A 20682-nucleotide genomic window follows, 5' to 3' on the forward strand; every position below is an offset into this window, starting at 1 on the left:
AGGAGTACCATAATGAAAAAACTTTTTGCTACCGTTTTTGTCATCGCGGCACTTGCAGGTGCTGGCGTCCTTGCGCTTTTCGCTGACATTAACAGTAAAAAAAATGAGGATAGAGAATATCCGCTAATGCTTACTAAGAACGACGATACTGTTCCAAATATCCAAGAGTGGGGTAAAAATTTCCCAAGCCATCTTGATATGACTTTGAAAATGAAAGACATAAATTTCGAGACTGATTGGGCTGGTTCATTACCATACTCAAAACTTCGCCGCTTCCCAGCTGCTAGCGTATTTTGGAAGGGCTATGCGTTTGCGGTAGATTACAATCGCCCAAGACTTCACTACTATTCACAAATAGATCAAATGGAGACAAAACGCAACAACAAAGAGTATCTAAATTCTCACGGATTGCCTAAATTTAACGGCCAACCAGGATATTGTATGAACTGCCACAGCGGTCATATCATGGCTATAATGAGCGATCCTGATTACAAAGAATTACACGATCCAGCTACTCGCCCAGAGTCATTTAACCAACCAATGGGTTATTTCGACAATGACAAAGAAAATGGCGTATTCAAAAAAGAAGCATGGACAAAAATGAACTCTATCCCATACTTCGATGTTGTTAAAATGATCACTAAAAAACACGGCGAAGATCCTCACGGCGGCGCTCAACTAGGTTCAGCCTGTGCTGATTGCCACCACCCAGATGATATGAGTTTGCGCGTAACTCGCCCAGGATTTGTAAATGCGATGGTTGAGCGCGGTTATGAAGCAGATCCTAAATCAGGTATCAAAGGCACAAGAGTAGAGATGAGAAACTATGTTTGTATGCAATGCCATGTCGAATACTATCCAGGCATGAACTCTACACTAGTTTTCCCATGGGCTAAATGGAAAAAAGACGAGCCTTTCAAAATCGAGAATTTCGATGAATACTACGATGAGAAAGCTGCAAATGGTCAATTCAAATTCGACTACAAACACAAACTAACTGACGCTCCAATCGTAAAAATGCAACACCCAGAAGCAGAGCTATACTCTACAAGCATCCACGCTAGAAGCGGTGTAACATGCGTAGATTGCCACATGCCATACAAACGCGAAGGTGCTAAGAAAATCACAAATCACACAATCCAAACACCTTATGCTGACATTACTGGCGCATGCAAAACTTGCCACATGCAAAGCGAGCAAGAGCTAAAAGATAGAATTTCATTTATCCAAAATCGCTATGCGTTCGAGCTTAGAAAATGCGAAAACAACCTAATGGCATTTATCCAAGATGTTGTTACAGCACGCGAAGAGCTAGCTAAACACGAGCAATTCTCAGGCCTTGATGCTGACGCTCAAAAAGCAGCTATCAGCGAGGCACTAAAAGATGTTCTAGCTTACCACAGAAAAGCTCACATCCGCTGGGACTTCGGATTTAGCGAGAACAGCTACGGATTCCACGCTCCACAAGAAGCAAGCAGAATCGTAGGTCAATGCCAAACTGTCGCAAGAGAGGGTCAAGCAGCACTTGTTAATGCCCTAGTTCCATACGGTATCACAATCGCTCTACGCCAAAACGCAGACGAGATCCCTGAGCCAGAGGTTATCACATCTCACAACTACCCAACAGCGATTGATCCTTCTGATAAACTCAAAAAACTTGACGAGGATATCAAAAATATGAATTTCAAATAATCTTTGATTGATTGAAATTCAGCTGCCCCGAGCAATCGGGGCATTTTTTTTGCCCTAAAATTTTAAAATTTAACCTTCACAAAAGCACTATTTAACGCTAAATTTTGTATAATCGCCAAATTTTATTTTTGAAGGACGCTTATGAACGCAAAGGCATATTTTGGCGCATTTGGAGGGCAGTTTGTCCCAGAAACTGCGATGTTTGCGCTAGAAGAGTTAGAGGAAGCTTACGATAAAATTTCAAAAACCAAAGAATTTCAAGACGAGCTAGCAGATTTGCTGAAAAACTACGCTGGTCGCCCTAGCCCGCTTTACCACGCTACGCGCCTTAGCGAGCATTACGGGCATGAGATTTATCTCAAACGCGAGGATCTAAACCACACTGGCGCGCACAAAATCAACAACGCCCTAGCCCAAGCCTTGCTCGCCAAAAAAATGGGCAAAAAAAAGGTCATAGCAGAAACCGGCGCAGGTCAGCACGGTGTAGCGACTGCGACAGCTGCGGCACTTTTGGGCTTGGAGTGCGATGTGTATATGGGCGAAACAGATGCCGCTAGACAGCAGTTAAACGCATTTCGTATGAAGCTACTCGGCGCAAATTTGGTTACGATTTCAGACGGCTTAAAAACATTAAAAGAAGCTACCACAGCGGCAATTCAAGCATGGGTAAATGAGATTGAAAGCGTATTTTATGTCATCGGCTCGGCTGTGGGACCGCACCCATACCCTGCTATGGTGCGCGATTTCCAGCGCATTATCGGCGACGAAGCCAAAGTACAAGCCGCAGAACTTGGCATAAAACCTGATTTCGTCATCGCCTGCGTGGGTGGCGGAAGCAACGCGATTGGAATTTTCACTGCATTTTTAGACGATGAAAGCGTAAATTTAATCGGCGTAGAAGCCGCAGGTCTTGGCGTAGATACACCTTATCACGCAGCTACTATCACAAAGGGCAAACCCGGCATAATCCATGGCATGAAAACTATCGTTTTACAAAACAAATACGGCATGATCGACCCAGTCCATAGCATTTCAGCAGGTCTTGATTATCCGGGTGTGGGCCCACAGCACGCGCATTTGCACGATATCGCTCGCGCCAAATACGCCGCCGTCACAGACGATGAGTGCATAAACGCGCTTAAACTTTGCTCGCGTTTAGAGGGCATTATCCCTGCGATTGAGAGCTCGCACGCCCTAGCCTATCTCGAAAAACTCTGCCCAAATTTGAAAGAGAAAAAAACCATAATCGTAAATGTCAGCGGACGCGGTGATAAGGATATGAACACCGTAATGAATTATCAAAAAGGAACAATCTATGGATAAGATAGCAAGCGTATTTAAGGGCAAAAAACCAAATATCGGCTACATCGTCGCAGGATACCCAAGCGTGGCGCACACGAAGGAATTTTTATCAAATTTAGACGCTGGCGCGCTTGATTTGCTAGAAATCGGCATACCATACTCAGACCCAATCGCCGATGGCAAAGATATTTTTAACGCTAGTTTTAGCGCTGTGCAAAATGGCGTTACCACCGACACAGTGTTTGAAATTTTGGGCGAAGTAAAGACGCAAAAACCGCTTGTGTTTTTGGTGTATTACAACCTAATTTTCGCTTATGGCGTGGAAAAATTCATCGAAAAATCCGCGCAGTGCGGGATTAGCGGATTTATAATCCCTGATTTGCCATTTGAGGAAAACGAGGAAGTATTTGCTCTGTGCCAAAAATTTAACCTAGCCCTAATCCCGCTAATTAGCGTTACTAGCGAGCATAGAGCCACTAGACTTTTAAGCAGGGCGAGTGGATTTATATATGGCGTGGGCGCGATCGGTGTAACTGGCACGAAGCAAACCCCGCTAGATAGGCTAAAAAACATGGTCGCAGACCTGCATAAAATGAGCGATTTGCCAGTGGCTATTGGCTTTGGAATCCGCACCAAAGAAAATGTTTCAGAAATCAAATCCTTTGCCGACGGCGCGATAATCGGCACTGCGATTGTGAATTTGTGCGCGAAATTTAGCGGAGCCGAGCTACAAAAACAAATCGCAAATTTATTTGAATAAAGAAAGAAAAAAATGAGAAAACTACTTTTAATCTTACTTGCAAATTTCGCCCTCGGGGCAAATTTATTACAATACGAAATTTTCAACAACGACGATAGCGTCGATATCGTGCTCTCTTTCGACTCGTCGTATGAGCCAGATATCACGCGCACGATCGACGGGCAGTCGATGAGCCTAGTGCTAAAAAACCTAGGCAGCGAAGAGAAATACAACGAAATGCGCACCAACCAAAAGGTTTTGCGCGGATTTACTATCGCGCCTAAGGGCAACAATGTCGAAATCAACTTCCCCACAGGGGCGAATTTAATCGCAAATGCGATTTCGCAAGACGCGAAATTAAAGCTCTCGATCAATATCAAAAACCCAAATTTCGACCAAAGCCAAATGAGCGTTTCGCCTAGCCAAAGCGAAACCGAGCAAGAAAAGCCAAGCTCAAATTCTGGCCTTGGCTGGATACTGCCTAGCATTGTCATTTTGCTACTAATCGGCGCAGTAATGGTGCTCGTGCGCAAATTTAAGGAATTTAAAGGGCGCAAAAGCATAGATGATACTTGGGAGCAGTTTAACTCATCTGTGCTAGAACGCCACAACAGCGATGAGAGCGAGGATACAGACGCGAAAGGTAGCGAGCGTAGCTATGAGGCGCGGGCGAATTTCGACGATGAAATCAGCGACGAAGTAGCACAAAACATATCCTTCACCCAAGAGAGCGAAAAATCGTGGCAAGAACTAGCTCAAAGCGACGAAATAGAGGAAGTCATGGCGGAGGAATACGAACCGCGTGGCGATAAATTTGACGATGAAATGCAAGATGAAATAGAAGAAGAATTTGAAGAAGTCCCGCAAAACAGCGCTTCTCAAAACACTGCCCCGAAAAACAGTGCGCCGCAAAGCTCATTTAGCTCGGAGCTTAAAGAGCGTTTGGAGGCTAAAAGCGATAAAATTTCAGCCTTTGAAAGCGTTTTGCGAAATGAAATCAAAGAGAGCGTAAGCGCAAGCCCTAGCGATATAGGCGTCGAGTTTGTCAAAGAAATCGACGAAAGTAGCACCGCTGTGGTGTTGAAATTTAACGGCAAAAAACACCTTGTCGTGCTCAAAAACTCAAATATCATCGAATAATTCTAAATTCAGGGCGAAATTTAGCCAAATTTCGCCTTTTTTATCTTTTTTATCAATTCATATTGTAGTTTTTATGCTTTTTCAAATTCTACATAATTTTAGAGTTTGTCACAAATTTGGACAAGTCATATCTTTTGTATCGTAAAAATTATATATTTTTGCATTTTTTACAACGCACAAATTTTTTCAATAATTTTATTTATTTAAATTTGCTATTTTTTTTATATATTGAAAATTCAAAAAATAAATTAGCGTAAATCAAAATAATCACATAGATATGTATGACAAAAATAAAAAGCCAAAATAAAAAATTAATTGATTCTAGGCTCTTCATTATAAATTCTATATCTGAAACAATAGCTAAAAAAGCAAAATAAAAATTTGGGACAAATATAAGCAAAATCGCAAAAATGCTGACCAAAAAATCACCATTATCACTCAATTCGTAAAAAACATAATAGGTTTTGTATATAAAAATACCGCCAAATAGGTAACCTAAAAAAAATAATAATATTAATCAGCAAGCTATCATCAGATACAAGATTGCGAAAATGCAAACAACTCGCCAACATAATAATCAAAACTCCAATCAAATATAAAATCCAAGAATTTTTGTTTTTTGCAGTTTTTGACATTATGTAAAATTGCTTTATTTTGATTAAAAGCACAGAAAATAAAGCAAAATAAGCCAAGCCTAAATTTATCGAGCTTGAAACTGGGAGAAAAACTATACACAAAAGACAAACGCTGACTATAAGTAATTGAATATGTATATATCTCTTATATTTTTTTAAATCAGTTTTTATTAAGTGCATTGTTCAAATTCTTTATATTTTTCTGTATTATTCTAAATTCTGCTTCTTTTTCACAGCCTCGTAAATTTCATCTACGCTGGTTAAATTCTGCTCGATAAATTTTTGCGCACTTTCGCGGGTTTTGCGCCCGAAAATCCCGTCTTGCTTGGCTCCGACAGCCTTTTGGATAAAGAGGATTTTCTCTTTTTGACTGATATTTACGCTATCGTTTGCATCGCGGATTATCACGACGGTGAAATTGCCCTCGTCCTTTATCGCCACGGGCGCGCTCGCGCTATCCCCAGGGCTAAATTTCGCGCACAGCTGGCTGGCTAAATTTTCAAATTTGCCCGCAAGCGCGATTTTTGGGACGCTGTTTTTAGCCGCCAGCGCCCCATACACGCCACCAGCTAGCACAAAAACAGCCAAAATTTTCGCAAATTTCACAAACGCAGGGCGATTTCGCAGACTTCTGCGATATTCGCTTGGGATTTCGCGCTGTTTTATCAGTGTCCAAACGCTACTTAGCCCCCACAGCACCGCACCGCACACGCTAGCGCTCAGAGCGAAAACACACAACGCGCCCAAAATCCCCACTAGCGCGCTTTTGCCTAGTGCCCCCGCCATAAATCCACACGCCCCAAGCGCGCCTAGCACCCATACTATCGCACCTAGCACGCCCCACACAGCGCGCGAGTGCGTAGGCGAAACCCTATCTAGACAGCTCCTTATCATCGCGCTCATATTTCGCGCCATTTCATCGCCGATGAAGCCCTCACATGAGCGTTTTACGATATTTGCAGCCTCGTCCTCGCTAGGATTTGGCGCGCTAGCGATTTTTTTCATCGCGCTATCAAGCACGGGCTGAGCGGAATATTTCTCGAAAAATCCATAAGCCTGACGCGCGCTCATACCGCCTTGGGATTGAATTTTGACCAAATTTATGGCATCATCGGCGAATAAATCATCGAAAATTTTAGGCTTTATAAAGATACTAAGCCGATCGCCAAAGCCCACCAAAACATAATTTTTATCAAAAATTTCAAACCTTAGCTCGACCACCTTGCATTTGCCGATATATTCGGCCTCGCACGCACTTTCGCTAAGCTCTTCCCCGCTTTGGGTAAAGGCGATTTTGCTAGCAATAAATTCTAAATTTTGCGCGCACAAATATGCCAAAAATTCATCATTATAAGCGATTTGGCGCAGTCCGATTCTAGCGCTTGCACTTGCATTTGCGCAAACGCTTCTAGTGCGGATAAAAAAGCCATTTCCCGCGCATACTTCGCAATCGCTCCAACCAGCCCCGTCGCAGGCTTTGCACTTCAATTTCCCAGTGCCAGCGCATTTTTGGCACTCTTCATAGCCCGCGCCACCGCATTTTTGGCAGGTTTGCACACCCTCGACCATTTTGGTAGAGCCGTCGCTTTGCTCCTTAATGTATGTGGCTGGGATATGACCTGCGCCTGCGCAGACAAAGCAGGGCTGTTTGCCCGCACCCTCGCATGCTGGGCAATCTTGCGTGCCTGAACCTGCGCATTTTTTGCAGGCGATTTTGCCCTCTTGGGCGCATTTTTCGCAACCCTCATAGACGCTAAATGGGCTAAATGAATAATACCTTTGCTGTGCTTGCGCGCTTGCGATTGCCGAATTTGCCCCCTCTCTTAGCGAGCTAAGCAAAATTTCATGCAGTTTTTGGCTGTTTTTGGCCTCACTCATGCACTCGCTTGCATGCGCTTCAAACCCCGCTCTATCCTTGCCAAAATGGATTGAGGCGTTTTCTCCACCGGCTACGACCTCATCGCTAAATTCGCCGTCAAATTCCCATTTAATGGAAATTTTGACCTCGCTAGGGAAAAAGTCCCCCCTAGCATTGCGCAAATCGCTAGCCTTGGCAGAGTTTTTGTCGATTAAATTTCGTAATTTTTGTATCAGTGCTTCGTATATTTCGTCCATTTCATCGCCTCAAATTTAATCCCTAATTATAATCAAATTTTGCTTTATTATTTTTCAAATTTCGCCCACCAAGGCGCAACTAGGATAAAAATTTTGTTTTATAAGCAAATTTAAATTATAATCGCTTTATAAAAAAGGAAAACGGACAAAATGAAAAAACCAACCCCCATAAACGAAGAAATTCGCCTAGAACCAGATCGCTACATCGTATCCAAAACCGATACTAAGGGCTTTATCACCTTTGCCAACACTTATTTTTGCTATATTTGTGGATACAGCGCCGATGAGCTTCTAGGCTCGCCACACTCGATTATACGCCACCCAGACATGCCACGCCTCGCCTTTAAAATGATGTGGGACGAGATAAATCAAGGGCACGATTTTATCGCGCTAGTTAAAAATTTAGCCAAAGACGGGCGGTATTATTGGGTGATGACAGAGTTTCGCCCATACCGCGATCCCCTAAGTGGCGAGATTTACGAGCATACCGCATATCGCAAGGCTCCGCCTCGCTCTGCGATTGAAACAATCGCGCCGATTTATGCCAAGCTTTTGGAGGCTGAGAAAACAGGCGGGATTAAGGCTAGCAAGAAAATTTTGGACGAGATTTTAGCTAGCAAGGGCAAAACTTACAAAGAGTGGATTTTAGAGCTGACACTACGCAAAGATACATTTACCGATAATTTTTTCCGCACGATGAGAAATATCTTTAACCGCGGCGAAATTTGAAATTTTGCATTATTCATTGTCGTTGTAAGCAAGCGCGCGTTTGATTTATCATTGCGAGAATTTGCTGAATTTGTCATTGCGAGCACGCACCGCGCGCGTGGCAATCTACGAATTTAAATTCGTTGCACCAAAATTGCTGTCATTGCGAGAATTTGCGTAGCAAATTCGAAGCAATCCAGTAAAATTTAAAGCAAATTCAACCCAAATTTAGCATTGAACGATTTTTTAAATTTTAGGCGAAATTTTGCTTTTCTTGTAAGGGGGAGGGCGCGCTTTTTAGGAGACGCTACCCTCCCCCTTACCAACCCCCACCCCTGTAAAACCTTAGAAGTGGCTAAATTTAGAAAAGCGTTGCTTTTTTAAATTTAGCTGGTTTTATTTTTCGGAAATGCTTCGCATTTCTTTGCAATGACAAATTAAAGACAAAAGGGATAATTCGGCTCAGTATTTTGAAGTTTGCGCTAGCGGAATTTGGAGAAAATGGCTAAATTTAGACTTTGCCAAATTTAGCCCAAATTTTAAAATTTAGCCGTTTTTACGGGCGAATTCGTTCATAAACTCCACGAGAGTTTTGACATTTTGCACCGTAATTGCATTGTATAGCGACGCACGGATTCCGCCTAGCACGCGGTGTCCTTTGAGCCCAATCATACCAGCCTTGCTAGCCTCATCGATAAATTTCGCCTCAACCTCAGCCCCGCTTGCAATATTAAAGCTAATATTCATCAAGCTCCTGCTATCCACCCTCGCATGCCCAGTGTAAAATCCGCCGCTCGCGTCGATTGCCTCGTATAAAATCGCGGCCTTTTGCTCGTTGCGCTCAGCCATTTTAGCTAGACCTCCGATTTCGTTTTCGATCCACTCTAACATCAAATCAAGCATATAAATTCCAAAGGTATTTGGGGTATTATACATAGAATCGGCGTTTGCTTGGGTTTTGTAGCGCAAAATCATAGGCGTGCGAGTATCATCAGCCCTATCAAGCAAATCCTCGCGGATTGCCACCATTGTTACACCTGCTGGGCCGCCGTTTTTTTGGATACCGCCATAAAACAAGCCAACGCTTGAAATATCCACAGGCCTTGAAAACAAATCGCTCGAACTATCCACGACTAGCGGGCATTTGCACTTTGGCAGAGCCTTATACTGCGTGCCATAAATCGTATTATTCGAGCAAATGTAGCCATAATCGGCGTCATCGCTGAATTTCACCTCTGGGATATGGTCGAATTTGCTCTCTTTGCTACTTGCGATTACGCGGTGATTTATGCCTAAAATTTCCGCCTCTTTTATAGCTTTGTTCGTCCAGTTGCCGGTGTTTGCGTATTCGGCGTAGCCTGTTTTTGTCATGAGATTCATAGGCACTTGCGCGAACTGCAAACTGCCACCGCCTTGCAAAAACAAAATTTTGAAATTTTCGCCAAAGCCATAGAGCCGTTTTACGCGCGCCATTGCGCTATGCAGGACTTCCTCGAAAATTTTGGTGCGGTGAGAAATCTCGATAATCGAATATCCATGACCCTTGTAGTCGGTAAATTCGGCCTTAGCGTGCTCTAAAACGCTTAGCGGGATCGTGCTAGGACCAGCGCTGAAATTAATAACTCTACTCATTTTGCCTCCTTGAAATTTAATCTAATATTTGCGCCTCTTTTTTAGCATTTTGCGATACAATCGCGATTTTATCGCCACTTTGTAACTCTTCTAGGCTGATTTTTTTGCCATCTTTTTGGATTTGCACCAAATCTTTGGTAAGCTCAAAATAGCTTGCTTTTTGTTTTAAAATTTCATTTTTTAGCTCGATTTGGTGAGTTAAATTTGCAAATTTGGCGTTGATTGTGTTTTTAAATTTAATCTCTAAATTTTGCAAATTTAATAAATTTTGCGTGATTTTGGTATCTACGGACTTGCTTTTTAGCTCGAAATATCGCATTTTAAGCTCACTATGCAAATTTGCGATTTTTTCGTTTATAAATTTTTTCAAATAATTTTCCGCGCCGTCTAAATTCTGATAAAGCGTGGAAATTTCAGGCAATAAATCCACCATAGCCGCCGTTGGCGTGAGCGAGCGATGATCTGCGACAAAATCGCTTATGCTAAAATCTATTTCGTGTCCCACAGCCGAAATTATCGGCGTTTGCGCTGCGTAAATTTCGCGAGCGAGCATTTCGTCGTTGAAGCACCACAAATCCTCTTTGCTGCCACCTCCCCTTGCGATGATAATCGCGTCATAGCTCGCGCTATCGGCCCTGCGCAGTGCCGATATGATCGAGCTTGGCGCGCTAGTTCCTTGCACCAAAGAGTTGTAAATATCGATTTTAAGCATAGGAAATCTATCGTTTGCTACTCTAAGCATATCTGCGCACGCAGCCGATCCTGCGCTCGTAATAAGCGCGATATGGCGCGGAAATTTCGGAAGCGGTTTTTTGCGCGACGCGTCGAAAAGCCCCTCGCCAGAGAGCTTTTCTTTAAGCGCATTAAAGCGCATTTCTAGCTCGCCAGCCCCAGCTTCGCGCATTTGCGTTACTTGGATTTGATACGCACCTGAGGCTGGATAAATCGTAAGTTTGCCCGTTAGCACGACACGCATACCGATTTTTGGCGCGAAATTTACCCTTTGATTGGCGAAGCGAAACATAGCGCAACTAAGGGCTGAGTTTTCGTCTTTTATCGTAAAATACCAGTGTTTGCTTATGCTTTGCTCGCTAAATTTCGAGATTTCGCCCTCGACCTCGATACCAGCAAAGGTCGTTTCTAGTAGCGCTTTGGCCTTTTCATTGACTTCGCTGACGCTAAGCATCGCGCACCTTTTTGGCGATAAAAAGCGTGCTCACATCGAAGCTAAATCCCTTTATCACAAGTGGCTCAAAGCCCGAATTTATGAGCTTTTCTTTGAAGCTTGCGGTGTCTAGGAAATTACCGATTGAGCTTGGCAAATACTCGTAAGCTTCCTTGTTTTTCGAAATCGCCCCACCGATTAATGGCAAAATTTTGCTGACATAAAAATCGCGCATTTTAAATACTAGCCCGCCATTTTGGGCTTTGGTAAATTCTAGCACCACGACTAAGCCACCTGGCTTTATCACGCGGTTAAACTCGCGCAAAGCTTCATCTAAGGCCACTACATTTCGTATGCCATAGCTGATACTTACGATATCCACACTAGCGTTTTCTAGCGTCGTTTGCGTCGCAGTCGCAGTGATGAAGGTGTGGTCTTTGAATTTCTCTTTGGCTACGCCTAGCATACCAACGCTTGGATCAATTCCTATGATTTGCTCGATTGAAACGCCGTGTTTTGGGGCTAATTCCTCCCAAATTTTAATCATATCGCCAGTTCCGCACGCTACATCGGCGATTTTTACGCTTTTGTTTTTGCAGTATTCAAGCGCCGCTCCCACGCCTGCTTTGCGCCACGAAGTATCCACGCCAAGGCTGATTGCGCGGTTTGCCTTGTCATAGGTAGGCGCGATTTCATCGAACATTTTTATGATTTTTTCTTGTTTTTCCACGATTTTTCCTATCTGTATATTTTGATTTTTGCAATTGCTTTTTTTATGGATTTTAAAAACTCATCTTTGTGAGCTAAAATCTCGCTTTTTAGGGACTTTGTCTTGGCAATTAGCTCGTTATTTAGAGCTAAAAGGTATTTGAAACTCTCATCATTTTTATCGCTTGCTTTTTGATACATGGCGATGAAATTTTGCCAAATACTCACATCTTGGAGCGCGCCAAAGCTCTCTTGCGCGATTTTTACCTGCTTGTAAGCCTCGCTGATCCTAGCGCTCTCATAAATCCTAGCGCAAAATTCAAGCTCATAGCGAACCTTTTTTAGATAAATTCGCGCGTCGTGAAATTTGGCGATTTCGCTTTTTTCGTTTAATTCGCTAATCACGCCTCTAAGGGCTTTTAACGCCTTGTTTAGGCGATTTGAGATAAATTTTTTGGCGATTTTTTCATACTCTGGGCTAAGGTAAATTCCGCCTAAATTTTTCAAAAAATCCTCAAATTTAGCCCTAAATTTATCAAATTCAGCGTCGCTTAAAGCTCTTTTTGTGCGCTCATTAATACTGCGCCCAAGCGCGTCCATCTGCGCTCCAAAGTGCGCTGGGGCGGAGTTTTGCACCAAAAATTTGCTAAATACTTCGATATCTCGCATTTGATTTGTTTTGCCGACAATATTTTTTAAAAGTGTCAAAATTTCATCAGTGATTTTTGGCGCGAAAAGCGGAACGAAAAATTTCACCATAACCCGCATTTTGCGCATTGCAATGCGAAATTTATGAAGCGCTTCCTCATCTTTGGCGCACATATATTCATCGTGCGATTTTAAAATTTGCGAATAAATTTTAGCAAAAATCACGCCAGCACTTTGCGCGCTATCGGCGTATGGCGGGATTTGAAATTTCATATCGTCAAATTTTTCAAAAACGCTTTTGGCAAAGCCATAATTTAGCTTTTCGCAAGGCTTACCAAAACGCGCTAAATAGCGTGTTTTGTAGCGAAAATCATCGCTGATATCTAAAAATTCGTGCTCGCCAAATGTTTTGATAAAATCAAACTTCTTGCTAGCTTCTTCGCTTTTGAAATTCGCAACTAGCGTGATTAGCGTAGATAGCCTGGAAGAATAAATTTCTAGGTGAAAATCAGCCTGAGAATTCGCAAAGCCATAACGGCATTTTTGCACCATTTCGCCCTGCATATCGGCCTTAGCTTCGCTAAAATCGTCTTTGGAAATTTTAAATTTTAAAGCCTCGCGGATGAGATCTTCTTTTTTATGATGAAGCGTAAAGGTATTGTTTTCGCAGACATAGTAAATTTCGGGCGAAAATGATGTATAAAACCAGCTAACATCGCTTTTGCGAAGTTTGACGCCAGCATCTTGCAATGCAAATAAAATCGCCCTATCATAAAGTAGAAATTTGCGCTTTGTCTTCATACCCACTCCAAAAATAAAATGGGTAATGATAGCAAATTTAAGCTTATATTACCTACAAAACTCGCAGTCTTCAACTGTGGCTGTGATATTTAGTTTGCGGACAAAATTTTTAAGCTGTTTTTCGACACTGGTGCGCATATCGTCCATAAAAATATCGCCCATAAACATATCGCTGACATTTCCGCATTTTTCGCAAACGACATGCATGTGCGGGGTATTGTAGATATCGTATCTTGGCTTTTGGTTTGGAGTATTTACCTCGACAACCACGCCCTCATCAAGCAATCTATTTAAATTTTTATAAACCGTAGCAAGCGAGATTGATGGATAATCCTCTTTAATCCCGTCATAAAGTGAGTCAATATTTGGGTGCTCGTGGCGGTCTAGCACTTTTAGGATACAAAGGCGTTGTGGCGTGGCTTTGAGCCCGCAGTTTTTGAGCAAATCTACATGTGTCATAATGTCGTCCTTAGATAAAATTTACTCATTATATGCAAAAAATATTAAACTAAAATTATACTAATTGATAATTTTTTGTATTTGATATTACCTTTGCCAAATTTTGCGCGTCTAAACCTAGCGATTTCTCCACATCTGCGGTGCTTCCATGTGGCAAAAACTTATCCTCAAATTCATAAGAAATAATTTTTACATTTTGAATATTTTCCTCTTGTAAAAACGCGCCTAGTATTTCGCCCACACCGCCTTTTTTCATACTTTGGCTAAATACGAACCAAATTTTGGTTTTTTTCGCTAAATTTAGTAAAAATTCTCTATCCAGCGGCTTCACAAAGACCAAATCAACGATATTTACGCTCATTTTATCATTTAGGATTTTTGCTACCTCGCACGCCTTGCCAGTGCTATCTCCATAGCCGATAAATGCGATTTGGCTAGCCTCACACTCTTTGATAAATCTCGATTTTAATGGCGAAATTTCAGGAATTTTCCCTAAATTTGGCTCCAAATTTTGCATCGTAAAACTTCCGCGCGGATAGCGAATCGCCAAAATCCCCTTATGCTCGTGCGAATACCTCATCAAAGCCCTAAAACTCGCCTCATCGCACGGCGCACACATGCTTAAATTTGGAACCCCGTTAAATAGGCTGATATCAAACACACCCTCGTGCGTCTCGCCGTCCTCGCCCACGATTCCAGCCCTATCCATGGCGATTACTGCGTTTAAATTCATAAGCGCTAAATCGTGGATCACTTGATCGACCGCGCGCTGCATGAAGGTTGAATATATCGTAATGTATGGCCTAAAACCCTCTTTTGCCATTGCTGCCATTGAGGTTACCGCATGCTCCTCGGCAATCGCCACATCCCAAAATCTATCAGGGAAACGCTCAATTAGCGCGTCTAGCCCAGTCCCACTTGGCATAGCAGCTGTTACGCCAACTACATCAGAGTGAGCCTGCGCTAGCTCTAAAAGGGCTTCTTGGTAAATTTTTGTAGCTGATTTCGCGCCCGATTTTTTCTTAAATTCGCCACTTTTTATGTCGAAAGCTCCCACGCCATGCCAGTTGCCATCGTCGTTTTCGCTGTTTTTATAACCCTTGCCTTTGATTGTTTGGATATGCACGATTACGGGCTTTTTAGCACTCTTTGCGACCTTAAATGCGCTAATTAAATCGCCTAGGTTGTGTCCATCAACTGGGCCGATGTATTCAAGTCCAAGCTCCTCGAAAAACATGCCAGGGATTATGAGTTTTAGCGAGTTTTCAAAGCGCCTTGCCATGTATGTAGCACTCTCTGGCGCGTGAGATAAAAGCTCTCTTATGCGCGATTTAAATTTTTGATATGTCTCGCCCGCCATCATTTGGCTAAGATACTTGCTAAATGCGCCGATTGGCTTAGAAATGCTCATTTTGTTATCATTTAGTATGATTACGCAAGGCAAATGCAAATCCCCTAGCTCGTTCATCGCCTCATAAGTCATGCCCCCACTCATCGAGCCATCCCCTACTAGCACCACAGGCACCCTATCCTCGCCTTTGAGTTTGATCGCCTTTGCCGCGCCCACAGCTAGGCTAATCGAGGTGCTAGCATGCCCAGCTACGAAATAATCATGCTTACTCTCGCTAGGCTTAGTATATCCGCTAAGTCCGCCAAATTTACGCAAAGAGCCAAATTCGTCCCAACGCCCAGTTAGAAGCTTGTGCGCGTAGCTTTGGTGGCTGACATCGAAGATAAATGGATCTTTTGCGCTATCAAAAACCACATGCATAGCCACTATCGCCTCGACCGCGCCCATATTTGAGCTAAGATGACCGCCGTTTTGGCTCACGACTTCGACGATTCTGGTGCGAATTTGCTCACAAAGCTCGCTAAGTTCGGTTAGGCTTTTGTTTTTGATATCCACTATAACAACTCTTTTAAGGCTTTAAAAACGCGCGAATTTTGCTTCGGAAGCCCGATTGTAATGCGAATCGCGTTTAATCCATAACTCTTTAAATTTCGCAAAATTATACCTTGTCGCAAAAGAGCGTCGCAAATTTGGGTTGAATTTTGATTTTCGCCAAGCATAAATGTTATGAAATTTGCATAACTTGGCAGGAATTTAATGCCGTTTTTGGTGGCAAATTTTTCAAATTTTTTCATCTGCTGAAAATTATTTTGCAAGGTCTTTTGCACAAATTTATCATCGCCAAGTGCCGCAATCGCCGCTGCTAAGGTCGGCGTGGTGATATTAAATGGCGGGCGCAGTTTATAAAGCGCGCTAATAATTCCACTCTCGCCAATTCCATACCCCACTCTCATGCCCCCAAGCCCATACGCCTTAGAAAATGTCCCAAGATAGAGGGCATTTGTGAAATGCGTGGCTATAAATTTAGGGTCAAGGTGCTTGTTTTTGTCCTTAAATGTGGCAAATTCGTTATAAGCTGCGTCGATGATGACAAGTGTGTCCTTATCCACACTAGCGATAAATTCGTAAATTTTCTCAGCGTCCAAACACTCGCCAAGAGGGTTATTTGGCATACACAAAAATATCGCTTTAATCTCGTTTTTGTGCGCCTCGTAAAGCGATTTTAGCGCCTCTAAATCGTGCGAAATTTCTTTGGTTTTATAAATTTTGCCCTCGCAGTGCCTTGCGTAAATGCCATACATCGCAAAACTTACCCCTGCTTGAAGTATCGCAAAACCCTTGCTAAGCACGCTGTGAAGGGCAAATTCGATGATTTGATCGCTACCTGCGCCGATTATGATATTTTCGCTTTTTACGCCAAATTTCGCCGCTAGCGCGTCTTTTAGCTCAAACATACTATCATCAGGGTAGAGATGAGCACAGGTGGCGCATTTTTTAATGGCTTTTTGCGCTTTTTTGCTAGATCCAAATGGATTTTCGTTGCTAGCTAGTTTTAGCACATCTTTTTTTTTCACGCCAAATTCGCGCACCACTAGCTCGATTGGCTTTCCAGCCTCGTAATTACTCAAATCGTCCAAAAATTTGTTAAATTTCATTATTCATCTCCATTTAAATAGCTTCCAAGCCAAGTTATTTCATGAGCGTGGCGAGTGGCGTTTTCTAGCACTCTAATCACACCCTCATCGTCGATATGCCCCTCAAAATCGATATAAAACACACTTTTGAAATCATGCGATTTAATCGGACGGCTCTCTAATTTAGTCAAATTTATCCCCTCATTGCGAAACATTTGAAGTAACTCCACTAAACCACCCGGTTTATCATCGGTTTTAGCCAAAATGCTGGTTTTGTTGCGATCACTTCTTTGGTTTTTGAAGTCGCTTAGCACGAAAAATCTCGTGCGATTGTTTGCATTATCCTCGATTTTTTCATACATTACAGGCACGCCATACAGCTCGGCTGCGATTTTAGAGCAAATCGCTGCTGAATTTGGATTTTCTAGCGTTGCCTGCGCGGCTTTGGCAGTGGATTTGGTGGCTGTAAATTTAACCCCGCTAAGCCCGTGATCGTCTAAGAATTTCAAGCATTGATTATAGGCTTGTGGGTGAGAGAAAATCTGCGTAATCTCGGCTGTTTGCGTGCAGTTCGTAACCAAAGAGTGGTGGATATCCATATAAATTTCGGCTACGATTTTGACCTCTTGATATTTGCGCAAACAATCAAGCGTCACGCCGACTGCGCCTTCGGTGTTGTTTTCTATGGGCACGACGCCGTATTTGGCCTCTTTGGTGATTAGGGATTTAAACACTGCCTCGATGTTTGAGAGCGGCTCATAGGTGCTAATCGCGCCAAATCTGGCCTTGGCTGCTTGGTGAGTGTATGTGCCAAAAGGCCCTAAAAACGCTACGACTTGCGGTTTTTCTAAATTTCTAGAAACTGAGAAAATTTCAAAAAATATCGCCTCAATCGCCTCTTTGTTTAAATTTTTAAGTTTGACGCCATCAAGCCTAGAAATTATCGCACGCTCCCTTTCTGGGCGATACACGGCGCTTCCTGTGGTTTGCTTCAATTCGCCGATTTTTTTGACATAATCCATACGCAAATCAATCAAACGAATAATCTCATCGTCGATTTTATCAATCCCTACGCGTAAATCTTCTATGCTTTTCATCGCTCTTCCATATATTTTTTTTCGTTTGCAACGAGATCCTCGAAACTCTCTCTGGCTCTGATTAAGCGATCCTTGCCCTCGCTAATAGCCACCTCAGCTGGACGCGGGCGCGTGTTGTAGTTGCTAGACATGCTAAACCCATACGCTCCTGCGCTTTTTATCACCAAAATATCGCCGTGGTCTAAATTTGGCAAATTTACATTTTTGGCTAAAAAATCGCCACTCTCGCAAATCGGCCCTACGATATCACAAAGCGAGCTTTCGCCCTCTTTTTGCACTGCTACGACCTCGTGATAGGCTTGATATAGGCTCGGGCGGATTAGATCGTTCATAGCTCCGTCTGTGATGACAAAGCGTTTGGCGCCGTTGTATTTCTCGTATAAAACGCTAGTGATAAACTCGCCCGCATTTCCTACGATAAACCTGCCCGGCTCGCATGTAATCGTAACATCTAGCCCACTTAAAACAGCCAAAATTCCTTGCGCATAATCATACAAACTAACCTGTTTTTCGTCTTTATAGCGGATTCCAATCCCTCCGCCGATATCGAAAAATTTAATCTCAATCTGCGCTGCAAGCAGTTCGCGCAAAAGATCACTTACGATTTTCGCTGCGTCGTGGATCGGCGAAATATCAGTTAGCTGCGAGCCTATGTGAAAGTGGATTCCAACTGGATTTAAAAATTCAGACTTTTTAGCGTAAAGATACATAGCGCGCGCATTATCAATGCTAACGCCGAATTTGTTTTCGTTAAGTCCAGTAGAAATGTATGGGTGGGTTTTGGCATCGACATTTGGATTTACGCGGATACTAATCCTAGCGGTTTTGCCCAAATTTTGCGCGATTTTTTCTAGGCGATACATTTCGGCTTCGCTCTCTAAATTTATATATAAAATTTCGCTTTTTAACGCCTCTTCTAGCTCGTAATCTTGCTTACCCACGCCTGAATATATGATTTTATACGGATTTGCCCCAGCTAGTAGCGCGCGTCTGACCTCGCCGATACTCACACAATCAAACCCGCTTCCTAGCCTTACTAAATGTTGCAAAATGCTTAAATTTGAATTTGCCTTAATAGCAAAGCAAACTAACGATTTGCGCGCCGCAAATGCACCTTTGAGCAATTCATAATTTTTCGTAATCTCGTCGAAATCATAAACATAAAGTGGAGAGCCGTATTTTGAGACTAAATTTTTGTAATTCATATATTTTCTTTCGGTAAAAAATTTTGCCCATTTTATCAAATTCGGACTTAACGATGCTTAAAAACCAGCCAAATCGCAAATACTAAAAGTAGCAAAATCGGCACGACAATGCCTAATTCTGGGAGTATCACGCCATTAAGCGAGAAGCGAATCAGCACGAAAAACAGCCCCCACGCACACAGCGTAATGATAAAAAACCCAAAACTCATAAGAGCTAGGTTAAAAAACCTGCCAGTAATCGGAAAATAATAATAAAGGATTAAAATCATAATCGGCGCAAAAAGCGGGAAAAATATCATATTGTATAAATTTGCCTTGATTGAATTTACATTGACGCCTTGGTTTGCGAAGGTTTTGATAGAGCGAATCGCGTCTTTGATCGAATAGACATTGCTCGTATCATACACGCTTTCGATCGAGCTTGGGTTAAAGCCCCTTAGCATGGCTTCGTTTTGGATACTTTCCCTTTTCAACCCAGCCTCGCCAAGGCTTAAATTTGTAGGAATTTGGGTTTTTTCGCCCTCTTTAAATTTCCACTCTTTCGCACTATATTCGCCGTTTTTAGCCCAAATTCTGCTTTGCAACTCGCTAGCGTTGATATCAAATGCTATCATCTCATCGGCATGGTTTTGGTGAAGGCCGTTGATATAGACATATTTGCCCTCGTATTTTAAAAACATCTCAGGCCCTACTGGGGTAAAATCCGTCAAATTCTTTTGAAATTTCAAAGCATAGGCAAAAGGGGTGGTATTTAGATAAATATATCCTAGCGTGATAAAAAGCGATATCAAAAACGGCGGGATTATCAGGGCGTTTTTGCTCACGCCAAGGGCGTAAAAGCTGATAAGCTCGCTACTTCGAATCATGTTAAAAATCATTATAATTAGCGCAAAAATCAGGCTTAATGGCAAAATATAAGTAATCGCCACGCCAGCTGTTAGCGCCACATATAAAAGCCCTGTATTGGCGCTTTGCGGGAAGTCTTTGAGATTGGTTAAGACATCGATTCCCACATAAAAAAAGTCCAAAGCTACAAATAAAATAAAAAAATATTTAAGATAAACAAGGCTTACATATTTGGCATACAGCTTCATTGTGTTACCTTTTTTATCGTGAATTTTTGCGAAATTTCATCTATATCGCTACGAATTAGCTCATTTACAGCCTTTTTGGCATACTCTAAAATTTGGCTTAGTTTTTCCGTATCATCGTCCCCAAATTTAGCCAAAACAAAATTTGCAGCATCCCAGCCTTCTGGCTTTTTGCCCACGCCGATACGCACTCTTTCATACTGGGTTCCGATTAGATTGTCGATTGATTTAAGCCCGTTGTGCCCGCCAGCGCTTCCGCCAAGCTTAAATTTAATCGCACCAAGTGCTAAATCAATATCATCGTGGATTACGATAACTCTATCAGGTTTGTAAAAATCGCAAACCGCTTTGACAGCATTTCCGCTTAAATTCATAAAAGTTTGAGGTTTAAGAAGTAGAAGTGAGCCTTTTTTATAAAGCTCACCTTGGAATTTCGCTCCGCTAACATCGCTAAAACCGCCACCATTTAGCAGAGCGTCGATTAGCATAAATCCTACATTATGCCTAGTGTGAGAATACTTCTCCCCTGGATTACCAAGTCCGACGAGCAGTATCATAGC

17 protein-coding genes are annotated in these 20682 nt (G+C 42.5%); 5 read left to right on the forward strand and 12 right to left on the reverse strand.

Annotated features, from left to right (window positions below; translation table 11 throughout):
• Positions 1-12 precede the first annotated feature (12 nt).
• From PF027_RS06405 to PF027_RS06420, 4 genes are all read left to right on the forward strand, one after another.
• On the forward strand, positions 13-1692 hold the full coding sequence (locus tag PF027_RS06405; protein WP_270872793.1) for an ammonia-forming cytochrome c nitrite reductase subunit c552: 1680 nt from the start codon (positions 13-15) through the stop codon (positions 1690-1692).
• A 141-nt stretch (positions 1693-1833) separates the two neighbouring features.
• Complete coding sequence (trpB, locus tag PF027_RS06410) at positions 1834-3015, forward strand: tryptophan synthase subunit beta (RefSeq protein WP_270872794.1); 1182 nt, start codon at positions 1834-1836, stop codon at positions 3013-3015.
• Complete coding sequence (gene trpA / locus PF027_RS06415; RefSeq protein WP_270872795.1) at positions 3008-3754, forward strand: tryptophan synthase subunit alpha; 747 nt, start codon at positions 3008-3010, stop codon at positions 3752-3754. The genes trpB and trpA overlap by 8 nt, the downstream gene beginning before the upstream one ends.
• Before the next feature lie 12 nt (positions 3755-3766).
• Positions 3767-4873 (forward strand): hypothetical protein, encoded by a 1107-nt coding sequence (locus PF027_RS06420; protein WP_270872796.1) that lies wholly within the window; start codon positions 3767-3769, stop codon positions 4871-4873.
• Positions 4874-5715: 842 nt separating this feature from the next.
• On the opposite strand, the gene PF027_RS06425 is transcribed toward PF027_RS06420, so the two are convergent.
• A complete protein-coding gene (locus tag PF027_RS06425) occupies positions 5716-7623 on the reverse strand; it encodes a zinc finger-like domain-containing protein (protein WP_270872797.1) in 1908 nt (635 codons plus the stop codon).
• Between the two features lie 150 nt (positions 7624-7773).
• On the opposite strand from PF027_RS06425, the gene PF027_RS06430 reads away from it, so the two are divergent.
• Positions 7774-8352 (forward strand): PAS domain-containing protein, encoded by a 579-nt coding sequence (locus PF027_RS06430; protein ID WP_270868826.1) that lies wholly within the window; start codon positions 7774-7776, stop codon positions 8350-8352.
• 525 nt (positions 8353-8877) lie between these two features.
• Here PF027_RS06430 and serC read toward each other — a convergent pair.
• Genes serC through pth form a run of 11 tightly spaced genes read right to left on the reverse strand, consistent with a single transcriptional unit; the run spans position 8878 to position 20679 of the window.
• A complete protein-coding gene (gene serC / locus PF027_RS06435) occupies positions 8878-9963 on the reverse strand; it encodes a phosphoserine transaminase (RefSeq protein ID WP_270872798.1) in 1086 nt (361 codons plus the stop codon).
• 16 nt (positions 9964-9979) lie between these two features.
• Positions 9980-11149 (reverse strand): exodeoxyribonuclease VII large subunit, encoded by a 1170-nt coding sequence (xseA, locus tag PF027_RS06440; RefSeq protein WP_270876329.1) that lies wholly within the window; start codon positions 11147-11149, stop codon positions 9980-9982.
• A complete protein-coding gene (gene ubiE, locus PF027_RS06445) occupies positions 11142-11858 on the reverse strand; it encodes a bifunctional demethylmenaquinone methyltransferase/2-methoxy-6-polyprenyl-1,4-benzoquinol methylase UbiE (RefSeq protein ID WP_270859688.1) in 717 nt (238 codons plus the stop codon). Before ubiE ends, xseA begins: the two co-directional genes overlap by 8 nt.
• 8 nt (positions 11859-11866) lie before the next feature.
• Positions 11867-13285, reverse strand: coding sequence for a CYTH and CHAD domain-containing protein (locus PF027_RS06450; RefSeq protein ID WP_270872800.1), 1419 nt, complete (start codon positions 13283-13285; stop codon positions 11867-11869).
• Between the two features lie 48 nt (positions 13286-13333).
• Positions 13334-13744, reverse strand: a complete 411-nt coding sequence (locus PF027_RS06455; RefSeq protein ID WP_270859690.1) for a Fur family transcriptional regulator — start codon at positions 13742-13744, stop codon at positions 13334-13336.
• Positions 13745-13799: 55 nt separating this feature from the next.
• A complete protein-coding gene (gene dxs, locus PF027_RS06460) occupies positions 13800-15650 on the reverse strand; it encodes a 1-deoxy-D-xylulose-5-phosphate synthase (protein WP_270872801.1) in 1851 nt (616 codons plus the stop codon).
• Positions 15650-16750, reverse strand: a complete 1101-nt coding sequence (gene hisC / locus PF027_RS06465; protein WP_270872802.1) for a histidinol-phosphate transaminase — start codon at positions 16748-16750, stop codon at positions 15650-15652. The genes dxs and hisC overlap by 1 nt, the downstream gene beginning before the upstream one ends.
• The gene (pheA, locus tag PF027_RS06470; RefSeq protein WP_270872803.1) at positions 16750-17826 is read right to left on the reverse strand and encodes a prephenate dehydratase; all 1077 of its coding nucleotides are present in this window, start codon (positions 17824-17826) and stop codon (positions 16750-16752) included. Before pheA ends, hisC begins: the two co-directional genes overlap by 1 nt.
• Positions 17823-19031: a diaminopimelate decarboxylase gene (gene lysA, locus PF027_RS06475; protein WP_270872804.1), complete on the reverse strand. Its 1209-nt coding sequence runs from the start codon at positions 19029-19031 to the stop codon at positions 17823-17825. Before lysA ends, pheA begins: the two co-directional genes overlap by 4 nt.
• Positions 19032-19078: 47 nt before the next feature.
• Positions 19079-20125, reverse strand: coding sequence for an LptF/LptG family permease (locus PF027_RS06480; RefSeq protein WP_270872805.1), 1047 nt, complete (start codon positions 20123-20125; stop codon positions 19079-19081).
• Positions 20122-20679: an aminoacyl-tRNA hydrolase gene (gene pth, locus PF027_RS06485; RefSeq protein ID WP_270872806.1), complete on the reverse strand. Its 558-nt coding sequence runs from the start codon at positions 20677-20679 to the stop codon at positions 20122-20124. The genes PF027_RS06480 and pth overlap by 4 nt, the downstream gene beginning before the upstream one ends.
• Positions 20680-20682: the final 3 nt, after the last annotated feature.

It is taken from the genome of Campylobacter sp. VBCF_01 NA2 (assembly GCF_027797205.1).
In the GTDB taxonomy this organism is placed as follows: domain Bacteria; phylum Campylobacterota; class Campylobacteria; order Campylobacterales; family Campylobacteraceae; genus Campylobacter_B.

Bases quoted from the DNA above. Each gene is read 5' to 3' on its own strand.
- PF027_RS06405 (WP_270872793.1), top strand. From the start codon at position 13: ATGAAAAAACTTTTTGCTACCGTTTTTGTCATCGCGGCACTTGCAGGT.
- trpB (WP_270872794.1), top strand. From the start codon at position 1,834: ATGAACGCAAAGGCATATTTTGGCGCATTTGGAGGGCAGTTTGTCCCA.
- trpA (WP_270872795.1), top strand. From the start codon at position 3,008: ATGGATAAGATAGCAAGCGTATTTAAGGGCAAAAAACCAAATATCGGC.
- PF027_RS06420 (WP_270872796.1), top strand. From the start codon at position 3,767: ATGAGAAAACTACTTTTAATCTTACTTGCAAATTTCGCCCTCGGGGCA.
- PF027_RS06425 (WP_270872797.1), bottom strand. From the start codon at position 7,623: ATGGACGAAATATACGAAGCACTGATACAAAAATTACGAAATTTAATC.
- PF027_RS06430 (WP_270868826.1), top strand. From the start codon at position 7,774: ATGAAAAAACCAACCCCCATAAACGAAGAAATTCGCCTAGAACCAGAT.
- serC (WP_270872798.1), bottom strand. From the start codon at position 9,963: ATGAGTAGAGTTATTAATTTCAGCGCTGGTCCTAGCACGATCCCGCTA.
- xseA (WP_270876329.1), bottom strand. From the start codon at position 11,149: ATGCTTAGCGTCAGCGAAGTCAATGAAAAGGCCAAAGCGCTACTAGAA.
- PF027_RS06450 (WP_270872800.1), bottom strand. From the start codon at position 13,285: ATGAAGACAAAGCGCAAATTTCTACTTTATGATAGGGCGATTTTATTT.
- PF027_RS06455 (WP_270859690.1), bottom strand. From the start codon at position 13,744: ATGACACATGTAGATTTGCTCAAAAACTGCGGGCTCAAAGCCACGCCA.
- hisC (WP_270872802.1), bottom strand. From the start codon at position 16,750: ATGAAATTTAACAAATTTTTGGACGATTTGAGTAATTACGAGGCTGGA.
- pheA (WP_270872803.1), bottom strand. From the start codon at position 17,826: ATGAAAAGCATAGAAGATTTACGCGTAGGGATTGATAAAATCGACGAT.
- lysA (WP_270872804.1), bottom strand. From the start codon at position 19,031: ATGAATTACAAAAATTTAGTCTCAAAATACGGCTCTCCACTTTATGTT.
- PF027_RS06480 (WP_270872805.1), bottom strand. From the start codon at position 20,125: ATGAAGCTGTATGCCAAATATGTAAGCCTTGTTTATCTTAAATATTTT.
- pth (WP_270872806.1), bottom strand. From the start codon at position 20,679: ATGATACTGCTCGTCGGACTTGGTAATCCAGGGGAGAAGTATTCTCAC.